Genomic DNA, 18,722 nt, shown 5'->3' with positions numbered 1-18,722 from the left:
ACGTTTACGGCATGGCGCAGAGGAGTCAATCGCGGGATTTGCCCGCCCTACATGCGTTCCGGCGCGTCGATCCCGATCAGCGAGAAGACCGTCTCCAGCTGCTTCAGCGTCAGCGCGGCCAGCGCCAGGCGCGACGCCTTCACGGCCTCGTCCTCGGCCCCCAGAACCGGGCAGTTGGCGTAGAATTTCGAGAACGCCTGCGCCAGCGTGAAGGCATGGTCGCACAGATAGTTGGGCGAGCGCTTGTCATAGGCTTCGGAGGCCGCCAGCGCGAACCCGTCGAGCGCGCGCACGAGCGCGGCTTCCTCGTCCGCCCCGATGAAGATTTCGCCCGGCGCGACGCCCTGATCCTTCGCCTTTCGCATCATCGATTTGATGCGCACCGCGGCGTAGAGCAGGTAGGGACCGGTCTTGCCCTCGAACGCCACGAAGCGGTCGAGATCGAAGATGTAATTGGTGGTCCGCAAATTGGAGAGGTCGGCGAACTTGATCGCCGCGATCCCGACGGCCTTGGCCACCGCCTCGCGTTCCTCAGCGCTGCCCTCCTGCCCCAGCCCGGCTTCCTCCAGTCGTGCACGCGCCTTGTCGGTCGCCATGCGGATCAGGTCGGCGAGTTTCAGGACACCGCCTTCGCGCGTCTTGAACGGCTTGCCGTCCGGCCCGTTCATCGTGCCGAAGCCGATATGCTCCAGCTGGGTGCGGTCGAAATAGCCCGCCTTGTCGGCGGCGCGGAAAACCTTCTCGAAATGATCGGCCTGACGCGCATCGACGACATAGAGGATCAGGTCCGGGTCCTGCTCGGTCTTGCGGTCGAGAATGGTCGCGAGATCGGTCGTCTCGTAGAGCGCGGCCCCGTCCGATTTCAGGAGCAGAAAGGGCGGCAGCTCGCGCTTCTCGTCCTCCCGGGCCACGGGAATGATCCATGCGCCCTGGTCCTCGTGCGTGACGCCGCGCGATTTCAGATCCTCGACCATGCCGGGGATCAGCGCATCGACATCGCTTTCACCCTTCCACAGGTCGAAATGCACGCCGAGCGCCGCGAAATCGGTTTCGAGCGCAGCCTTGGACACGGCGGCGAAGTGCCGCCACAGCGCGACATAGCCGGCCCGGCCGGCCTGCAGGTCGCGGGTTGCCTGGCGCGCTTCTTCGAGGCGCGCCTTGTCTTCCTTGCAGGCCGCGGACGCGCGCGGATAAAGCAGTTGCAGGTCGTCCATGGTGACGGGCGACTCGTCGGGATAGGGCCCGGTGAAGCTTTCGTCGAAATAGGGCAGGTCCGGCATCACACGCGCGACTTCGGTGATAAGCTGGCCCATCTGCAGGCCCCAGTCGCCGAGATGCACGTCGCTGGTCACCCGGTCGCCGCGGAAGCGGAACAGGCGCTGCAGGCTGTCGCCGATGATCGAGGAACGCAGATGGCCGACATGCATCGGCTTGGCGACATTCGGCCCGCCGAAATCGATCACCACGCCGCGCGGCGTGTCGACCTTCTCCGCACCCGACAGCGCGTCGTTTGAAATCTCGGCCGCGCGCATCGCATAGACATGCGTCTTCGGCGTCAGATTGATGAAGCCCGGACCGGCGATCTCGATCGTCTCGATCAGATCGTCGTCCTCAAGCGCGGCGGCGACCGCCTCGGCGATCGCGCGCGGGGGCTTGCCGGCAATCTTCGCCGCCGCCATCGCGCCATTACATTGATACGGCGCGAGATCCGGACGGCCGGATTCCACGACCCGGCCGAGCGAGTCCGGCAGGCCTTGCGCAGCAAAGGCCGCTCCGGCCCGGCGCGTCAGAATGTCTGCGATGGACGCCACGAGCCTAGTCGTCCTGTCCGGCATCAACGCGGAAGCGCTGACCGGTCCGGTTCCAGGCCAGCTGTTCCGGCGTCAATTCGAAGCCGACGATGATCTCGAAATTGTCGCCGGAAGTTTCCTCGGTCGCCCTCGGAATGGTGATCTCGTCGATCGTTTCCTGAAGATAGATCCGGTCCTCGCCCGCACGGAAGGTCACTTCGATCGGGAAGACCTGCTTCTCGATCACGGCGACGTCGCGGCGCGTGACGGCCACGAAGAATTGGTAGGTGTGCGTCGAACCGGAGGCCGCCGGACCCCGGCCGAAGCCCATGTCCAGTTCCAGGCTCGCGACGATCGGACGGTCGTCATAATAGCGGCAGAGCGAACGCACCGCCATGATCTCGCCCGTGAAACCGACATTGTCGTACACCGCTTCGCCATGCAGATTCACGACGCGCGACGCGTCATACAGCGTCAGCGCAGACGGGCACGGGCCCGGATTGTCCGGCGCATCGCGCAGCGAGGAACATCCGGCGAGGGCGATCACGGGAGCAAGAAGGGCGAGACGCTTGAACATCGGCGAAGACCTGACCTGGTGAGTGCCCGGCGTGCATTTCGCCCGCCATCGGCTTAGATAGGCAAGGGTCATACGACGCACATCGCCGGGCCGCAACGGTCGGCCCGCAGGAGTGGAATTTTCGTGTCTGCCATGCAGCCTCAAATGCGCCTTACCCTCGCCGCGCCGCGCGGCTTCTGCGCCGGTGTCGACCGCGCCATCCAGATCGTCGAGCGCGCGCTCGCCAAATTCGGTGCGCCGGTCTATGTGCGCCATGAAATCGTGCACAACCGGCATGTGGTCGAGCGCCTCGAACGCCTTGGCGCGGTTTTCGTCGAGGAATTGTCCGAATGCCCCGACGACCGACCGGTCGTCTTCTCTGCGCACGGCGTGCCGAAATCGGTTCCTGCCGAAGCCGCGGCGCGCAACCTGCTCTATGTCGATGCCACCTGCCCGCTCGTCTCGAAAGTCCATGTCGAGGCCCAGCGCCATTTCGAGGCGGGCAAGGAGATCGTCCTGATCGGCCATGCCGGTCACCCGGAAGTGGTCGGCACGCTCGGTCAGCTGCCGGATGGTGCGATTGCACTGATCGAGACGGTCGAAGACGCGGCGGCCTATCAGCCGGAAGACCCGTCCCGCCTCGCCTTCGTGACCCAGACCACCCTGTCGGTGGACGACACGGCGGCCATCGTCGCCGAGTTGCAGCGCCGCTTCCCGCAGATCGCGGCGCCGCACAAGGAAGACATCTGCTACGCCACCACCAACCGGCAGGCTGCGGTGAAGGCGATGGCTGTGGACTGCGACGCGGTTCTGGTGATCGGCTCGCCCACCTCGTCCAACTCCCGCCGCCTTGTCGAGGTCGCACTGCGCGCCGGCGCGAAGCAGGCCTGGCTGGTCGATGACGAAAGCGGTGTCGACTGGTCCGCGCTTCAGGGCGTGCGTTCGGTGGGGATCACCGCTGGAGCCTCCGCGCCCGAAGAACTTGTCGAGGGTTTGATCGAGGCCTTTCGAAAACGCTTCGACCTGGAAGTCGAAGAATTGCGCGTGACCGACGAGGACGTGGTGTTCAAGCTGCCGCGCATCCTGAACGAAGACGCCGCCTGACGGAGGCATCATGGCCGAGAACAAGACCCAGGCCACAAAGCTGTCCGCCGCGGATTTCATCGCGACGGTCGAGCCGGACAAGCGACGCACCGAGGCGCAGGTCCTGCTGGCGCTGTTCCGCAAGGTGACGGGCTGGGAGCCGGTCATGTGGGGCCCGGCCATCGTCGGCTTCGGGGAATATCACTACAAATATGACTCGGGCCGCGAGGGCGACTTCATGGCCACCGGCTTCTCGCCGCGCAAGGCCAAGCTCTCCATCTACATCCTGCCCGGATATCAGGATTACTCGGCGATCCTCGCCCGCCTCGGCAAGCATTCGACCGGCAAGTCCTGCCTCTACGTCAACAAGCTCGAGGACATCGACCTCGACGTCCTCGGCGAGCTGATCGCGGCCGGTATCCGTGACCTGTCGAAACTCTATCCGGTGAAGGCGTCATGACACGATCTCCGCGGCAAACCGTCGAAGCCTGGGTCGAGGCGTTCAACCGGGCTGACCCTGATGCAGTCGTGTCGCTCTATGCCGAGGACGCGGTGAACCATCAGGTCAACACCGACCCGGTCGAAGGCCGCGACGCGATACACGCGATGTTCGCGCGCGAGTTTGCAGGCGCAGACATGGACTGCATCGTCGAGAACATCTTCGAGGACGGCGACTGGGCGATTCTGGAATGGCGCGACCCCAACGGTTTGCACGGCTGCGGCTTCTTTCGTGTTGTGGACGGTTTGATCCGTTTCCAGCGAGGATATTGGGATCGCCTGACATTTCTGAAGGCCCAGGGGCTGAGTGCCGACGAGGCCTTGCGGCGGGGATTGGCGGGTTGAGTTCGGAAATCCTGATCCACACCGACGGGGCCTGTTCGGGCAATCCCGGACCGGGCGGCTGGGGCGCGATCCTGGAATGGAAGGGTCACCGCAAGGAGCTGTCCGGTGCCGAGTCCGACACTACCAACAACCGGATGGAGCTGTTGGCCGCGATCCGTGCCCTGCAGGCGATCAGGGGCAAGGACAAGCGCGTCCGCCTCGTGACCGATTCCGTCTATGTCCGTGACGGCGTGACGAAGTGGATCCACGGCTGGAAGCGCAATGGCTGGAAGACCGCGGCGAAGAAGCCGGTCAAGAATGACGATCTCTGGAAGGAACTCGACGAGGCCGCGCGCCGCCACGACGTCACCTGGGAGTGGGTGAAGGGCCATTCCGGCCACCCGGAGAATGACCGCGCCGACGAACTGGCGCGCCTCGCCATCGCGCAGATGCGCGACGCCGCGAAAATCTAGCGCTCAGCCGGGCTGAACCACCAGCGTGGTGCCACGCAGTTCCGAGACCGTCACCGACTGGCCGACTTCCAGCGCGCTGCCGTCAATGCTTTCCGCCGACCATTCGGTATCGCCGGCGCGAACCCGGCCGGTCGCGCCGGAGGTCGAAACGACCGTGACGCGCTGGCCGACAAGATAGGTCGCGCGCGTGTTCAGCCCGCTGTCGCTGCCGGCCTTGAGGCGCGGACGGACCCAGCGGTCCCCGGCCCACAGGAAGATCATCGACGCCACGGCGAAGATCACGAACTGCCACGGCCAGCCGAGCCCCGGGAACATCAGCGTCAACAGGCCCACGAGCAAGGCCGCAGCCGCGGGCCACAGGAGGTAGGTCGTGTTGGTGACCAGTTCGCCGATCAGGAACAGGCCGGCGAGGCCGAGCCACCACCAGAGATTCAGGCCTTCGAGAAAGGCGATGACAGCATCCATGACGGTTTACTCCTTGCCCCACGGGGCCGGCTTGCGGCCGCCGCCTGCGCTCGGCGCGGCTCCGCCGCCCCCGGTACCGCCCGTCCCGCCATTGTCCTCCACCAGCGCCTTCAGGCCCGCGACCATGCCGGTCAGGTTGGCGAAATCGGCCGGCACGATCACCGTGCGCTGCTGGTTGCTTTCGGCCAGCTTGCCGAAGGCTTCGACGTATTTCAGGCCGAGGAAGTAGTTGATCGCATTCATGTCGCCTTCCGCGATCGACTTCGACACCATGTCGGTCGCCTTCGCTTCGGCTTCGGCTTCGCGTTCGCGGGCCTCGGCGTCCCGGAAGGCGGCCTCACGGCGGCCTTCCGCCTCAAGGATCTGGGACTGCTTTTCGCCCTCGGCCTTCAGGATCTGCGACTGCTTCTGGCCCTCCGCCTCGAGGATTTCCGCGCGCTTCAGTCGCTCGGCCTTCATCTGCCGGGCCATCGCCTCGGTGATGTCAGGCGGCGGCGACAGGTCGCGGATCTCGATACGGGTCACTTTCACGCCCCAGGGATTGGTCGCCGCGTCGATCACGGACAGGAGGCGGGCATTGATGTCGTCGCGGTTCGACAGCACCTGGTCGAGGTCCATCGAGCCGACCACGGTCCGCACATTGGTCATGGCGAGATTGATGATGGCGAAGTCGAGATTGTCGACTTCATACGCCGCGCGGGCGGCGTCCATCACCTGGATGAAGACCACCGCGTCGACCGAAACCATCGCGTTGTCGCGCGTGATGACTTCCTGTTTCGGCACGTCGAGCACGCGCTCGCGCATGTTGATCTTGTAGCGGACCGAATCCATGAAGGGCATCAGGATATGGAGGCCCGGCGTCAGCCGGCGGGTGAAGCGGCCGAACCGTTCCACCGTGAATTCCATGCCTTGGGGCACGACCTTGATCGTCCCGGCGACGATCAGGAATGCCAGGACGACAATGATCCCGACGACGATAAAGCCACCCATATCCTGTCCCTCCTCTGATATGCCGGCCTAGAGCTGGCCGAGCATGAAGTCCGCCGAGCTGACCTTGAAGTCGCCCGGTTCTTCGATGTTGAGCTCGGTGACGACGCCGTCCTTGACGATCATCGAATAGCGCTTGGAACGCTTGCCCATGCCGAAGCCGGATCCGTCCATCTCAAGGCCGGTGGCCGCTGCGAAGTCACCATTGCCGTCGGCCAGCATGATCACGTCGTCACCGACACCCTGGTCCTTGCCCCACGCGCCCATCACGAACACGTCGTTGACCGAGGTACAGGCAATGGCGTCGACGCCCTTGGCGCGCAGCTCGGCGGCCTTTTCGACATAGCCCGGCAGGTGTTTGGCAGAGCAGGTCGGGGTGAAGGCCCCCGGAACGGCGAACAGGGCCACCGTCTTGCCGCCGAAAACATCCTGCGTCGTCATCTTGGTCGGACCGTCGGACGTCATCACGGTGAAGGTGGCGTCGGGAAGGCGGTCGCCGGTGGAAATCGTCATGGATTGGCTCCGTTTATCGATGTGTTGGAGGGATTAGACCCTGTTGCCGGACATGAGGAAAGCGGGAAGCGATCTGGACGTGTCCCCATGCTTGGCGGCATGATTGATATCCGAAAGATCGGATCACGCCCATGCCTGCCGACGGCTACATGACCGGAAAAATCCTCATCGCCTCGCCGGCGATCGGCGATCCGCGTTTCGATCGCGCCGTGATCTATGTCGTCGATCACAGTGACGAGCACGCGATGGGAATCACGCTGAACAAGCCGATGCGCGATCTGCGCCTGCCGATCCTCCTGGAGCAGCTGGGCGTGGAAGGTGCGATTCGCGTCCCCGACCGCGCCGTGCTCGATGGCGGCCCGGTCGACCGTGATCGCGGCTTCGTCCTGCATACAGGCGAGTTCGGCAACGACGATGCTACGCTGAAGGTCGGTGACGGCTTCGCCCTCACCGCGACCAAGGAAGTGCTCGATGCGATGGCGTCCGAACATCCGCCGCGCCGCGCCGTCCTCGCGCTCGGCTATGCCGGTTGGGGTGCGGGCCAGCTTGACGACGAGCTGCAGGCGAATGCCTGGCTGGTCGCTGACGCGGACGAGACCTTGCTGTTCGACGAAAGCTTTTCAGACAAGTGGGAACGCGCGCTGAAATCGCTTGGCGTCGACCCGCAACACCTGACCGGCCAGTCGGGGCACGCGTGAATCTCTATGGATCAGTCACGGGGTCCCCATGAAAATGGGGACCTGAAGCTCTTACGCGGTTTCGGATTTCCGCTTCGGCGGGGAAGCCTGAAGTTCAATATAGCAATCCCGTCGCTCCCCGGTTTCGCGGAACGCGAAGACCGGAGTCCGGTCTGGATCCCGGATCGCGCTGCGCGTCCGGGAAACGTCGTCTTGGTCTTGAGGGTTCACCCCACCCCGCTCCCCTTCAGGGGGAGGGAAGATTCAGGTCGGTTAAACCGCCCTCAGGAACCGGCCCTTGACGCCGTTGAGCGCCGCGTCGGCTGCCGTATCGGGTTCCATCGCGCCGGAGTAGCGGAAGCCCTGCACGTAATCGCAGCCGAGTTCTGAGAGTTTCTCGGCCACGTCTTCGCTTTCTACGCCTTCGGCCACGACGGTCATGCCGAAATGCCGGGCAAGCTGCAGCACCGATTCGACCACCTTCGCCGCGTTCTCACCCATCGCCAGCGCGCGCACGAAGTAACGGTCGATCTTGACGGTGTCGAAATTGAACCGGTCGAGCCGGGCCAGCGAGGAATAGCCCGTCCCGAAATCGTCGAGTGCCATCGCGATCCCTGCGGATTTCAGATCGCGGATCACGCCCTCGGCCCGCTCCGGGTCGCGCATGATTTCGGTCTCGTTGATTTCCAGCTTGAAACTGCCCGCACGCAGGCCCGCCGCACTGACCTCGTCGGCGAGACGCTGCGCAAAGCCCGGCGAGACCAGCTCGCTGACCGTTGCATTGGCCGCCACGAAGAGCGGGGCGGCCGGGGCCGCCGTCCGCCAGGCCGCCAGGTCGCGCGCCGCGAACGCCCGCACCTGGTCGCCGATCGCGCCGATCAGCTTCATGTCCTCGGCGAGGTCCAGGAAATCGTCGGGGCTGAGAACGCCGCGCCCCGGACACACCCATCGTGCCAGTGCCTCGAAACCGGCCACTCGGCCCGTCTCCAGCGCGACGATCGGCTGGTAGTAGGCGACCACCTCGCCCTTTTCGACGCCCCGCGCCAGAGAGGTTTCGTCGTCGATCCGGCCCTTCGCCCCGGCACTCGCGGCACCGGCGGGAAACATCAGGCCGCGGAACGCCCCGCTGTCGCGCCGACGTCCGATCAGGCGGACATAGCGCACCCCGCTATCATCCCCGATCAGCCGGACACGCACATCGATGGCATGGTCGAAGAAGCCTCGCTCCACTGCGGCTCGGTCGGTCGGGGCGATCCGCGTAAAGAAGTCGGCCAAGTCGTATTGGTCGGCCGCCAGCCCGAACCGGTTGAGATCCCCCGCAAACCGCACCGATTCAAAGTCCGCGCGGAACATCACCGCGTGGGCGGCATCAAGGCTCTTGGCGTAGTCGTCAGGCGTCATGGCCTCGGGTCGCTCGCAAGCAGGGCAAACTTGTCATGGTCGCGCCATTCGCCGGCAATGCGCAGATACTGGCGCGCAATGCCTTCGGGTTGGAAGCCAAGCGACAGCAGAAGCGAACGCGACGCGTCATTCTCCAGCCGGCAGGCCGCTTCCACCCGGTGCAGACCCGCCGTGTCGAAGGCAAAACCGCAGATCAGCCGGACCGCTGCGCGGGCATAGCCGCGGCGGATATAGGGCCGGCCGATCCAGTAGCCGATATCGGCCGCCTGCAGCACGCCGCGCCGGACATTGTTCAGATTGCACGCCCCGATCAGCACCTTGTCCTTCTTCCGGAAGACGAAGAAGGGGTAGCCGCTGCCGTCGGACCAGCAGGTCTCGTAGTGCCGCATGCGCCGCTTGTAGGCCGCGCGCGTCAGCTCGTCGGGTGCCCACAATGGCTCCCACGGGCTGGTGTGGTCGCGGCTCGCCGAACGCAGCTTCGCCCAGGAATCATAGTCGTCGATCCGCGGCGGACGCAGCACGATCGCGCGGTCACTCAGTTCGGTCTCGGGGGTATCGTCTCGCCAGAGCGCCATCGGTCTTCAATGCTGTCACGCGTCCGATGGACGCCAAGGGGAGTGAAACGCTAGCACAAACCGCCTAACGCCGGGTGAAGCCGAACCGTCCCTGGGCAGCATGAAATGCCAGAAATACAGCGACCAGCACCAGCGCCAGTCCGAACCAGGTCAGGGCATAGCCGAAATGACGCGAAGGGGGGACCTCCGCCAGTTCCGCCGGCAAACCGCGATCGGCAACGAGCCAGTAGCCGGGGCTGAGCGAGGCCACGCCCGCGACGTCGGCCATCTGCTCTGCATCATAGCGGTAGAATTCGTTCGCTTCCGGATCGTTGTCCGCGTCGAACAGACCGGCGGGCGGAACCCGCATCAACCGCAGATCCGGTCCGGCGCTCTCGGAGTCCTCTCCCGCGAACGCGGTGAACGAAACTTCCTGCAGGATGTGCGTGCTGGTGACGCAGCCGGGCAGTTCGACAGCGATGAAGCCGCGCCATCCGCCCTGCCCGTCGGCGCCCCGGCCCCAGATGCGGACTTCCGGACCGTCCCCTGCACCCGGCTCGACCGCCCGTCCGGGCATGGGCTGCCCGCAAATCGCATCGCTGAGCGCGACCGGCTCCGCGTCTGCCACCGCTTCATAGGCTGCGATCTGCGCGGCCTTCTCGCCCATGCGCGACCACTGCCACTGGCCAAGCCAGATCAGCACGGCGAGGCCCAGCAGGGTCAGGACGGAGAGAATGGGGTAGGGGCGGAAATACACCGCAGGCGCCTACTCGCGGCCGGGCGGGAAGCGGGCTTCTTCGGCCTTGTGGTGATACTGGTAGGCGAACAGCAGACCCTTCATCGGCCGCAGCAGAAACACGCTGAGGAAGAGGATGATCGGAATGCCGTAGGCGAAATGCACCCAGATCGGCGGCCGGTAGGCAATGTCGATCAGAAGGGCCGGGATCACCGCGCCGAAGCCGGCGATGAACATGACGAAGACCGCCGCACCATCCCCGATATCGGCATTGCTGAAGTCCTGCCCGCAGGCGTCGCAGGACGGTGCGATCTTCAGAAAGCCCGAAAACATCTCACCTTCGCCGCAGCGCGGGCAGCGCCCGGTCAGTCCTGCGGCGAAGGGCGAGATACGGGTCATGCGCTACTGGAACGTCACGTAGACGAAGGCGAACAGGAACAGCCACACCACGTCGACGAAGTGCCAGTACCAGGCCGCAGCCTCGAGACCGAAATGCTTCTGCGGCGTGAAATGCCCCGCCAGCAGGCGGAACAGACAGACCGCCAGGAAGATCGTCCCGATGATGACGTGCGCCCCGTGGAAGCCCGTCGCCATGAAGAAGCTGGCGCCATAGAGATTGCCCGAGAAGGCGAAGGTGGCGTGCGAATATTCGTAGACCTGCACCGCCGTGAAGCAGAGCCCCAGCAGCACGGTGAAGAGGAGGCCCATCTTTGCGCCATTGCGGTCGCCGTGGATCAGCGCGTGGTGCGCCCAGGTCACCGTCGTGCCGGACAGAAGCAGGATCAGCGTGTTGATCAGCGGCAGATGCCAGGGATCGAAGGTTTCGATCACGCTGCCCGTCGACGGATCAGTCACCGGCCAGCTGTCCCAGCCCTCGATCATGCGGACTTCATGGAACAGCGCGCCCTCGAAGAAGATCCAGAACCACGCGACGAAGAACATCACTTCCGACACGATGAACAGGATCATGCCGTAGCGCAGGCCGATCTGGACGACCGGCGTATGGTCGCCGCCGCGGCTTTCCTTCACCACGTCCGACCACCAGCCGAACATGGTGTAGAGCACACCACCGAAGCCGATGGCGAGCAGCCAGGGCTGGCCCGCGCCAAAGAATACATTCGTCGGATCGTCCGACAGGCCCCTCATCATCACGATCGCGCCGATCGCCAGGACGAAGGCGAAGAATGAACCCACGAGCGGCCACGGGCTCGGATTCACGAGGTGATAGTCATGCTTTACGGCTTGCCCAGCCATCGCGCGTCTCCTGCGATTCCCCAACCAGTCAGGCGGTCAGTTGCTCCTGATACCCGTGGCCTTGCCCCGGATCAACGTCATGGTGCCGCGTCGCGGCCAGAAGCCGCGGCGAGCTCGGAATTCTCTGCCTCGAAAAACGTGTAGGACAGAGTGATTGTTTGAATGTCATCGGCCCGGCGATCGGTTTCGATCTCGGGATCGACGAAGAACAGCACCGGCATTTCGATCGACTCGCCGGGCTGCAGCGTCTGCTCGGTGAAGCAGAAACATTCGATCTTCACGAAATACGGGGCCGCCTTGAACGGCGTCACATTATAGGTCGCGACGCCGGTGATCGGCCGGTCGGACGTGTTGGTCGCGCGGAAATAGGCCAGCGCGCTTTCCCCGACATTCACGGTGATCGCCCGGTCGATCGGCTGGAATTCCCACGGCAGGCCGCCATTGCGGCTGGCATCGAAGCGGACGGTGACCTCGCGGTCGATCACCCGGTCGGCGGCCGCGACGCGGACCTGCGGCGTGCCGCCATATCCGGTGACCCGGCAGAACAGGTCGTAGAGCGGAACCGCGGCATAGGCCGCGCCGACCATCGACACCGCGACGGTCGCGCAGATCGCCATCAGGCGGGTATTCTTGTTCTTCGGTAGCCAGTTCATCCTGCCTGCCCCGCTGCGATATTCTGCATCAGGCGCAGCGCCGTGATCACGAAGACCAGGACGGCGAAGGCGATCAGGCCGAGCGCGATCGCCCGGTTGCGCCCCTTGCGCGCCTTGATGAAGGCCTCGCGCTCTTCCGGCGTCATCTCGCGCGGCGCACCGCGCTCGTCCGGGCCGGGCACCTTGCCGTCGGAGATCGTCGGCTTCTGGTGGGGAGGTGTCGGAATACCGCTCATCACATCACACCCATATAGGCGCCAAGCCCGTGCTCGGCGATGAGTGCAGCAAAAAGCAGCGCCAGGTATCCGATGGAATAGGCAAAAAGGTCGCGGGCCGCCTTGTCGCCGGAGCGGACGGCATAGAGATCGCCCTCTTCGGCCGAACCCGCCTCACCCGCACGCGAGCGGAAAACCCGGTAGGCGAGGATCAGGAACAATGCGCCGCCGCCGAAAGCCGCAGCCGCATACACCCAGCCGCCGAGGCCGGTGAAGACCGGCAGTGCGGCGAACGGCACCAGGACCAGGGAATAGATCAAGATTTCAAGGCGCGTGCGCGCCGGGCCCTTGACGACCGGCATCATCGGCACGCCGGCCGCCGCGTAGTCGCCCGACTTGTAGAGCGCCAGCGCCCAGGAATGCGGCGGCGTCCACAGGAAGATGATCGCGAACAGCATGACCGCTTCGAGCGACACGCCGCCGGTCGCGATCGCCCAGCCGATCATCGGCGGAAATGCCCCGGCTGCGCCGCCGATCACGATATTCTGCGGCGTGCGGCGCTTCAGACCCATCGTGTAGATCACGGCGTAGAAGAAGATCGAGAAGGCCAGCAGGCCCGCGGCGATGTAATTCGCCGAAAGCGCCATCAGGATGACGGCGAGACCGGACCCGACAAGGCCCATCCCGTAGGCGTCGGAGCGGCTGACCTTCCCCGCCGGCACCGGGCGTTTCCGCGTCCGGCGCATCGTCGCATCGATGTCGGAATCATACGCCATGTTCAGCGCGCCGGCCGCCCCGGCACCGAGGGCCAGTGCGAAGATGGCGATTGCTGCCATCACCGGATGAATGCCTGATGGCGCGGCGACATAGCCTGCGAACGCCGTGAACACGACGAGCGTCATCACGCGCGGCTTCATCAGCGCGAGATAGTCCCGCCAGTCGGCGGGAAGACTCCGCACTCCTTGTGCGGCAGACGGGTGACGCGGCGCAGTCATGTCGGTTCAGGCCTGTTGTCCATCACCGGAAGAGGCGAACCCCGGACCGGGCCGGGGTTCGCTTGCTTTCGGTCAGTGGTGGTGGTCCGGCTCGATCTTCGGCAGTTCGTTGAACTGGTGGAAGGGCGGCGGAGAGGACAACGTCCACTCCAGCGTCGTGGCACCCACACCCCACGGATTGGCGACCCCCTTGCGGCGGCGGACGAAGACATCCGCCAGCATCACGAAGAAGATGATCGTGCCGACCATGGTCACGGCGTAGCCGATCGACGACACCATGTTCCAGAGCGCGTAGGCGTCCGGATAGTCGACATAGCGCCGGGGCATGCCCTGCAGTCCGAGGAAGTGCTGCGGGAAGAAGATCAGGTTCACACCGATGAAGGTCACCCAGAAATGGGCCAGACCCAGGAATTCGGAGTATTTGTACCCGCTCATCTTCTCGAGCCAGTAGTAGAAGCCGGCGAAGATCGTGAAGATCGCGCCCAGCGACAGCACGTAGTGGAAGTGTGCCACCACGTAATAGGTGTCGTGCAACGCGTTATCGACGCCCGCATTGGCCAGCATCACGCCCGTCACACCGCCAACGGTGAACAGGAAGATGAAGCCGATCGCCCAGACCATCGGGGTCTTGAACTCGATCGAGCCGCCCCACATCGTCGCGATCCACGAGAAGATCTTGATGCCCGTCGGCACGGCGATGATCATAGTCGCGGCCACGAAATAGGCCTTCAGATCGACGTCCATGCCCACCGTGTACATGTGGTGCGCCCAGACGATGAAGCCGATGAAGCCGATCGAGACCATCGCGTAGGCCATGCCGAGATAACCGAAGACCGGCTTTTTCGAGAAGGTCGACACGATGTGGCTGATGATGCCGAAGCCCGGCAGGATCATGATGTAAACTTCGGGGTGACCGAAGAACCAGAACAGGTGCTGGAACATCACCGGGTCGCCGCCGCCGGCCGGGTCGAAGAAGGTCGTCCCGAAATTGCGGTCGGTCAGCAGCATGGTGATCGCACCTGCCAGAACCGGCAGCGCCAGAAGCAGCAGGAAGGCGGTGATCAGGATCGACCAGGCGAAGAGCGGCATCTTGTGCAGAGTCATGCCTGGCGCGCGCATGTTGAAGATCGTCGTGATGAAGTTGATCGCCCCCAGGATCGACGACGCACCGGCGAGGTGCAGCGACAGGATGGCGAAGTCCATTGACGGTCCGGGGTGACCCGACGTCGACAGCGGCGGATAGATCACCCAGCCCCCGCCGAAGCCATTCCCGCCCGAAGACCCCGGAACGAAGATCGAGATCAGCAGCAACATGAAGGCGAAGGGCAGCAGCCAGAACGAGATGTTGTTCATCCGCGGGAAGGCCATGTCCGGTGCGCCGATCATGATCGGAACGAACCAGTTGCCGAACCCGCCGATCAGCGCCGGCATGACGACGAAGAACACCATGATCAGGCCATGGCCCGTGACGAACACGTTGTACATGTGCTCGTTGCCGATCTGCCCGCCGAACAATTGCATGCCCGGCTCGGCGAGTTCCCAGCGGATCACGCCGGACATGAGGAAGCCGATCACGCCCGCCACGATCGAGAAGATCAGGTAGAGCGTGCCGATATCCTTGTGGTTCGTGGAGAAGAACCAGCGGGTGAAGAAGCCCGGCTTGTGGTCGTGGTCTTCGTGATGAGCGACAGCGTCAGTCATGGGTCAGCTCCTCAGCGCGCGGCCATGCGCGTGTCGCGCTGTGCGGATTGGAATTCGGCGAGAATGGCATTGCCCGAGTCCGGGTCTTCCGCGACCGCGGCGGACCACTGCTCGAACACGTCCTGCGGGACGACATGGATCTCGATCGGCATGAAGGCGTGGAATTGGCCGCACAGTTCCGAGCACTGGCCGTAATACACGCCGGTTTCACGCGCATTGATCCAGGTCTCGTTGAGACGGCCCGGGATCGCGTCGATCTTGTTGCCGAAGGACGGCATCGCGAACGAGTGGATCACGTCCGCGGCGGTCACCTGGACGCGCACCGTCGTATCGACCGGGATCACCATCGGATAGTCGACCGACAGGAGCCGGACCTGGCCGGCCGCCTCGTCGATTTCCTCGTCCGGGATCATGTTCGACAGGTATTCGCCGATCTCCTGGTCGGGATACTCATAGCCCCAATACCACTGGTAACCGGTCACCTTGATCGTCATCTCCGACTCCGGAATGACGTCATTGTGGTAGAGGAGTCGGAAGGACGGGATCGCGATCACGAACAGGATCAGAACCGGGATACCGGTCCAGATCACCTCGACCAGCGTGTTGTGGCTGAACTTGCTCGGCTCCGGATTGGCTTTCGCCCGGAAGCGGAAAATCACGTAGATCAGCAGCGCCAGAACGATCAGCGTGATCGCCGTGATGATGATCAGCACGAAAGTGTGGAAATGGGTAATCCCGTCCATCATCGACGTGACGGAACGTTGAAGCCCGATGCCGCCATCGTGCGGCCGTCCGGCCTGAGCCAACGCACCGGATGCGGCGGCGGCCCAGGTGGCAAGTATCGCGGTCAAGAATCGCATGTCTTCCCCAGGTGCAATTCGGCTTAACGGGAGCGAGCCCCCTCGCCAGGCGCGGCGGAATATAGAGCCGTGTGACGGTCCTGTCAGGCCGCTAACAGCGTTGTTTTGTCGCAATAAGACGTCAGGCGGCGCTTGTCGATGGCCGGGTGAAGCAACGGGCGGCTTTTTGCTGCGGTTCGAATTTGCTACTGTGCGGTTTGAATTATGGCTTCAAGGGAGGGAGTCATGGTCATCAGACTGGCCATTCTGGCAGCCGCTATCGGGTTGTCCGCGCCTGCAGACGCACAGATTTACACTGCATATGCGGCAGGCAGTCCCGCCCGGAACTGCTTTGAAGGCGCTATGCAGAGAAACGCGCAGCGCGAAGCCCTCTACGAATGCGACCGCGCGATTGCGCGGGCCAATCTGACCCAGAACGAACTCGCCAAGACCCACATCAACCGGGGAATCATCCTGATCAATATCGGCCATGCCGATGAAGCGCTCGACGATTTCAGCCGCGCCGACGAGATCGATCCGACCCTTATGCCCGAATCGGCGACGAACCGTTCGGCCGCTCTCATTCTGCTCGAACGCTATGCCGAGGCAGTGGAGGCCGCGGACTATGCCGTTGCCGCCGGCACGAATTCCCGTGCGAATGCGCTGTTCAACCGGGGCGTGGCCCTGGAGCTGCTCGGCGACATCCGCTCGGCCTATGAAAGTTATCGCGACGCCGCAGAGGTCGCGCCGGACTGGTCACGCCCGCGAGAGGCGCTCGACCGCTTCCAGGTTCACTCTCTCTCCTGACCACGTGATCGGAATCACTTCGGCGTGAGAGTAGGCCTGCCTGAGTTCCGTTCTTCCGCCGCGGCGCTAGCGTGGTGAGCATCACGGTCCGGCTTGCAGCAGCCCTGAAGCCGCCGGACCGGCTTTCGGGAGGAACGCCATGAAAACCAAACTCGCAATCGCTATTGCATCCCTGGCCGCTGCGACCGCCTTGTCGGCCCCGGCCTTTTCCCAGTCCATGGTCGTCGTCGGCCGCAGCGCTGCCGCCGGCTGCTACCAGAATGCCGCCATGCACCAGTTCGACATGGCCGCGCTGCGCGACTGCAACGCCGCCTTCGACCACAACATGATGGATCGCGACACGCGGGCACGGACCTATGTGAACCGCGCCGTCATCCTGATGAATATGGGCCAGCCGTTGTCGGCGCTGCGTGACCTCGAAGATGCCGTCGATCTCGGCTTCGAGGCCCCGGAAATCCAGCTGAACTTCTCAGCCGCCTATGTCCGCCTGAACCGTCCGCAGGACGCCGTTGATGCCGCAACCGCGGCGATCGAGGCCGGGATCGACCATCCGGAGCGCGCCTATGTGAACCGCGCCATCGCCTACGAGATGATGGAAAATAACGTGGCCGCCTATCAGGACTATCTGACCGCGCTCGAGCTCGATCCGGACTGGACGGCGGTCCGCCGTGAACTCGACCGGTTTCGCATCGTCAACAACAGCTGACTGACACGCGGGCCTCGCGCCTGCGCCATGCGTCGGTTATCCATGGAGCCTCATGCGAAACGAGTGAGGCTCCATGACCGGCGACCCCTTCGCCCCGTTTGAATTCGATGCCGATTCCGCCCGCGCCCGGATTGCCGGGCCGCTGGACGGTGCCGACGATGGCGAACTCTTCCTCGAACACGGTGTCAGCGAATCCCTCGTCTGGGACGATGGCCGGCTGAAATCGGCCAGCTTCGATGCGCTGCGCGGCTTCGGCCTGCGCGTGGTCAGCGGGGAATCCACCGGCTACGCCCACACGTCCGACCCCACCCTCGCCGCTCTCGACCGGGCCGGTGAAGCCGCCGCAGCCGCCAAGCGCGGACGCTCGGGCGTTCTGGCCGAGCCGCCTGCCGGTACCAATCGCCGCCTCTATGATTCCATCGACCCGGTCGGCGAACCGGATTTCGAGACCAAGGTGAATTTGCTCGCGGAAATCGACGCCTATGTCCGCGCGAAGGATCCGTCCGTCGTTCAGGTTTCGGCCAGCCTCGCGGGCTCGCGCCGCATCATCGGTATCTTGCGCGCCGACGGCGATCTGAAGACCGATGACCGGCCGCTGGTCCGGATCAATGTCTCGGTCACGGTCGAGCGCGATGGCCGCCGCGAATCCGGCTCCGCTGGCGCCGGCGGACGCGACGCCTTTCATGTCTGGATACAGCCTGAAAGCTGGAAAGGGCTCGCCGACGAAGCACTGCGCATTGCCCGCGTCAATCTCGATGCAATCGACGCCCGCGCCGGCCAGGCCGACGTCGTCCTCGGCCCGGGCTGGCCCGCCGTCCTGCTCCACGAAGCGGTGGGGCATGGCCTCGAAGGTGACTTCAACCGCAAGGGCAGCTCCGCCTTCTCCGGCCGTGTCGGGGAGCGCGTGGCGTCTGCGGGGGTCACCGTGGTCGATGACGGCACGATCGAGAAGCGCCGCGGCTCCCTGACCGTTGACGATGAAGGCACGCCGACCAGCCGCACCGTGCTGATTGAGGACGGCATCCTCAAAGGCTACATGCAGGACCGGCTGAACGCCCGCCTGATGGGCGTCGCATCGACCGGCAATGGCCGACGCGAATCCTACGCCCACATGCCCATGCCGCGCATGACCAACACCTACATGCTCGGCGGCCGGGACGATCCGCAGGAGATCGTCGCCAGCCTGAAGGATGGTCTTTACGCCGTGAATTTCGGCGGCGGTCAGGTGGACATCACTTCGGGCAAATTCGTCTTCCAGTGTACCGAAGCCTACAAGGTCGAGAACGGGAAGATCGTCGCCCCGGTGAAGGGCGCAACCCTGATCGGCGATGGTCCCACCGCCCTCACCCGGATCTCCATGATCGGCAATGATTTCGCGCTCGATCCCGGCATCGGGGTTTGCGGCAAGGCCGGCCAGGGCGTGCCGGTCGGTGTCGGCCAGCCGACGCTGAAGATCACCGGACTTACGGTTGGCGGTGCCGCCTGACGAACGCGT

At 64.4% G+C, this 18,722-nt stretch carries 23 protein-coding genes; 8 read left to right on the top strand and 15 right to left on the bottom strand.

Annotation, left to right across the window (positions count from 1 at the left end):
• Positions 1-47: 47 nt before the first annotated feature.
• Together argS and L5876_RS13830 are read right to left on the bottom strand one after the other, a co-directional pair.
• Positions 48-1,811, bottom strand: a complete 1,764-nt coding sequence (gene argS, locus L5876_RS13835) for an arginine--tRNA ligase (RefSeq protein WP_236956949.1) — start codon at positions 1,809-1,811, stop codon at positions 48-50.
• Between the two features lie 4 nt (positions 1,812-1,815).
• Positions 1,816-2,367 carry a hypothetical protein gene (locus tag L5876_RS13830; RefSeq protein ID WP_236956948.1) on the bottom strand — a complete coding sequence of 184 codons (552 nt, stop codon included), beginning with the start codon at positions 2,365-2,367 and terminating at the stop codon, positions 1,816-1,818.
• A 123-nt stretch (positions 2,368-2,490) separates the two neighbouring features.
• Between L5876_RS13830 and ispH the strand changes: the two genes are divergently transcribed.
• Genes ispH through rnhA form a run of 4 tightly spaced genes read left to right on the top strand, consistent with a single transcriptional unit; the run spans position 2,491 to position 4,724 of the window.
• Complete coding sequence (ispH, locus tag L5876_RS13825; protein WP_370469070.1) at positions 2,491-3,450, top strand: 4-hydroxy-3-methylbut-2-enyl diphosphate reductase; 960 nt, start codon at positions 2,491-2,493, stop codon at positions 3,448-3,450.
• A 10-nt stretch (positions 3,451-3,460) separates the two neighbouring features.
• Positions 3,461-3,889, top strand: a complete 429-nt coding sequence (locus L5876_RS13820; protein WP_236956946.1) for a DUF1801 domain-containing protein — start codon at positions 3,461-3,463, stop codon at positions 3,887-3,889.
• Positions 3,886-4,272 (top strand): nuclear transport factor 2 family protein, encoded by a 387-nt coding sequence (locus L5876_RS13815; RefSeq protein WP_236956945.1) that lies wholly within the window; start codon positions 3,886-3,888, stop codon positions 4,270-4,272. Before L5876_RS13820 ends, L5876_RS13815 begins: the two co-directional genes overlap by 4 nt.
• Complete coding sequence (rnhA, locus tag L5876_RS13810; protein WP_236956944.1) at positions 4,269-4,724, top strand: ribonuclease HI; 456 nt, start codon at positions 4,269-4,271, stop codon at positions 4,722-4,724. Before L5876_RS13815 ends, rnhA begins: the two co-directional genes overlap by 4 nt.
• 3 nt (positions 4,725-4,727) lie before the next feature.
• Here the strand turns inward: rnhA and L5876_RS13805 are convergent, their stop codons facing one another.
• Genes L5876_RS13805 through L5876_RS13795 form a run of 3 tightly spaced genes read right to left on the bottom strand, consistent with a single transcriptional unit; the run spans position 4,728 to position 6,689 of the window.
• Positions 4,728-5,189 carry an NfeD family protein gene (locus L5876_RS13805; protein ID WP_236956943.1) on the bottom strand — a complete coding sequence of 154 codons (462 nt, stop codon included), beginning with the start codon at positions 5,187-5,189 and terminating at the stop codon, positions 4,728-4,730.
• Between the two features lie 6 nt (positions 5,190-5,195).
• Complete coding sequence (locus L5876_RS13800; protein WP_236956942.1) at positions 5,196-6,179, bottom strand: SPFH domain-containing protein; 984 nt, start codon at positions 6,177-6,179, stop codon at positions 5,196-5,198.
• 27 nt (positions 6,180-6,206) lie between these two features.
• Positions 6,207-6,689, bottom strand: a complete 483-nt coding sequence (locus L5876_RS13795; protein WP_039718571.1) for a peroxiredoxin — start codon at positions 6,687-6,689, stop codon at positions 6,207-6,209.
• Between the two features lie 131 nt (positions 6,690-6,820).
• On the opposite strand from L5876_RS13795, the gene L5876_RS13790 reads away from it, so the two are divergent.
• Complete coding sequence (locus L5876_RS13790; RefSeq protein ID WP_236956941.1) at positions 6,821-7,387, top strand: YqgE/AlgH family protein; 567 nt, start codon at positions 6,821-6,823, stop codon at positions 7,385-7,387.
• A 252-nt stretch (positions 7,388-7,639) separates the two neighbouring features.
• On the opposite strand, the gene L5876_RS13785 is transcribed toward L5876_RS13790, so the two are convergent.
• The 10 genes from L5876_RS13785 to coxB all read right to left on the bottom strand — a co-directional run bounded on the left by L5876_RS13785 (position 7,640) and on the right by coxB (position 15,735).
• Positions 7,640-8,767 carry an EAL domain-containing protein gene (locus tag L5876_RS13785; protein WP_236956940.1) on the bottom strand — a complete coding sequence of 376 codons (1,128 nt, stop codon included), beginning with the start codon at positions 8,765-8,767 and terminating at the stop codon, positions 7,640-7,642.
• A complete protein-coding gene (locus L5876_RS13780) occupies positions 8,764-9,342 on the bottom strand; it encodes a GNAT family N-acetyltransferase (RefSeq protein WP_236956939.1) in 579 nt (192 codons plus the stop codon). Before L5876_RS13780 ends, L5876_RS13785 begins: the two co-directional genes overlap by 4 nt.
• Positions 9,343-9,406: 64 nt before the next feature.
• Complete coding sequence (locus tag L5876_RS13775) at positions 9,407-10,078, bottom strand: SURF1 family protein (protein WP_236956938.1); 672 nt, start codon at positions 10,076-10,078, stop codon at positions 9,407-9,409.
• 9 nt (positions 10,079-10,087) lie between these two features.
• Complete coding sequence (locus L5876_RS13770) at positions 10,088-10,456, bottom strand: DUF983 domain-containing protein (protein ID WP_236956937.1); 369 nt, start codon at positions 10,454-10,456, stop codon at positions 10,088-10,090.
• A gap of 3 nt (positions 10,457-10,459) precedes the next feature.
• The gene (locus L5876_RS13765; RefSeq protein ID WP_039718566.1) at positions 10,460-11,311 is read right to left on the bottom strand and encodes a cytochrome c oxidase subunit 3; all 852 of its coding nucleotides are present in this window, start codon (positions 11,309-11,311) and stop codon (positions 10,460-10,462) included.
• Between the two features lie 77 nt (positions 11,312-11,388).
• A complete protein-coding gene (locus L5876_RS13760; protein WP_236956936.1) occupies positions 11,389-11,964 on the bottom strand; it encodes a cytochrome c oxidase assembly protein in 576 nt (191 codons plus the stop codon).
• The gene (locus L5876_RS13755; protein ID WP_236956935.1) at positions 11,961-12,200 is read right to left on the bottom strand and encodes a hypothetical protein; all 240 of its coding nucleotides are present in this window, start codon (positions 12,198-12,200) and stop codon (positions 11,961-11,963) included. Before L5876_RS13755 ends, L5876_RS13760 begins: the two co-directional genes overlap by 4 nt.
• The gene (locus tag L5876_RS13750) at positions 12,200-13,174 is read right to left on the bottom strand and encodes a heme o synthase (RefSeq protein ID WP_272906985.1); all 975 of its coding nucleotides are present in this window, start codon (positions 13,172-13,174) and stop codon (positions 12,200-12,202) included. The genes L5876_RS13755 and L5876_RS13750 overlap by 1 nt, the downstream gene beginning before the upstream one ends.
• 72 nt (positions 13,175-13,246) lie before the next feature.
• A complete protein-coding gene (gene ctaD / locus L5876_RS13745; RefSeq protein WP_236956933.1) occupies positions 13,247-14,875 on the bottom strand; it encodes a cytochrome c oxidase subunit I in 1,629 nt (542 codons plus the stop codon).
• A gap of 11 nt (positions 14,876-14,886) precedes the next feature.
• Entirely contained in the window at positions 14,887-15,735 is an 849-nt protein-coding gene (gene coxB, locus L5876_RS13740) for a cytochrome c oxidase subunit II (protein ID WP_236956932.1), read from the bottom strand.
• A gap of 342 nt (positions 15,736-16,077) precedes the next feature.
• Between coxB and L5876_RS13735 the strand changes: the two genes are divergently transcribed.
• The 3 genes from L5876_RS13735 to tldD all read left to right on the top strand — a co-directional run bounded on the left by L5876_RS13735 (position 16,078) and on the right by tldD (position 18,713).
• Entirely contained in the window at positions 16,078-16,521 is a 444-nt protein-coding gene (locus L5876_RS13735; protein WP_236956931.1) for a hypothetical protein, read from the top strand.
• 139 nt (positions 16,522-16,660) lie between these two features.
• Complete coding sequence (locus tag L5876_RS13730) at positions 16,661-17,227, top strand: tetratricopeptide repeat protein (protein ID WP_236956930.1); 567 nt, start codon at positions 16,661-16,663, stop codon at positions 17,225-17,227.
• 73 nt (positions 17,228-17,300) lie between these two features.
• On the top strand, positions 17,301-18,713 hold the full coding sequence (gene tldD / locus L5876_RS13725) for a metalloprotease TldD (protein ID WP_236956929.1): 1,413 nt from the start codon (positions 17,301-17,303) through the stop codon (positions 18,711-18,713).
• Positions 18,714-18,722: the final 9 nt, after the last annotated feature.

The organism is Hyphobacterium sp. SN044 (assembly GCF_021864465.1).
Classification (GTDB): Bacteria; Pseudomonadota; Alphaproteobacteria; order Caulobacterales; family Maricaulaceae; genus Hyphobacterium.
The sequence above is the reverse complement of the archived record's forward strand: the minus strand, read 5'-3'. Positions and strand labels throughout refer to the sequence as shown.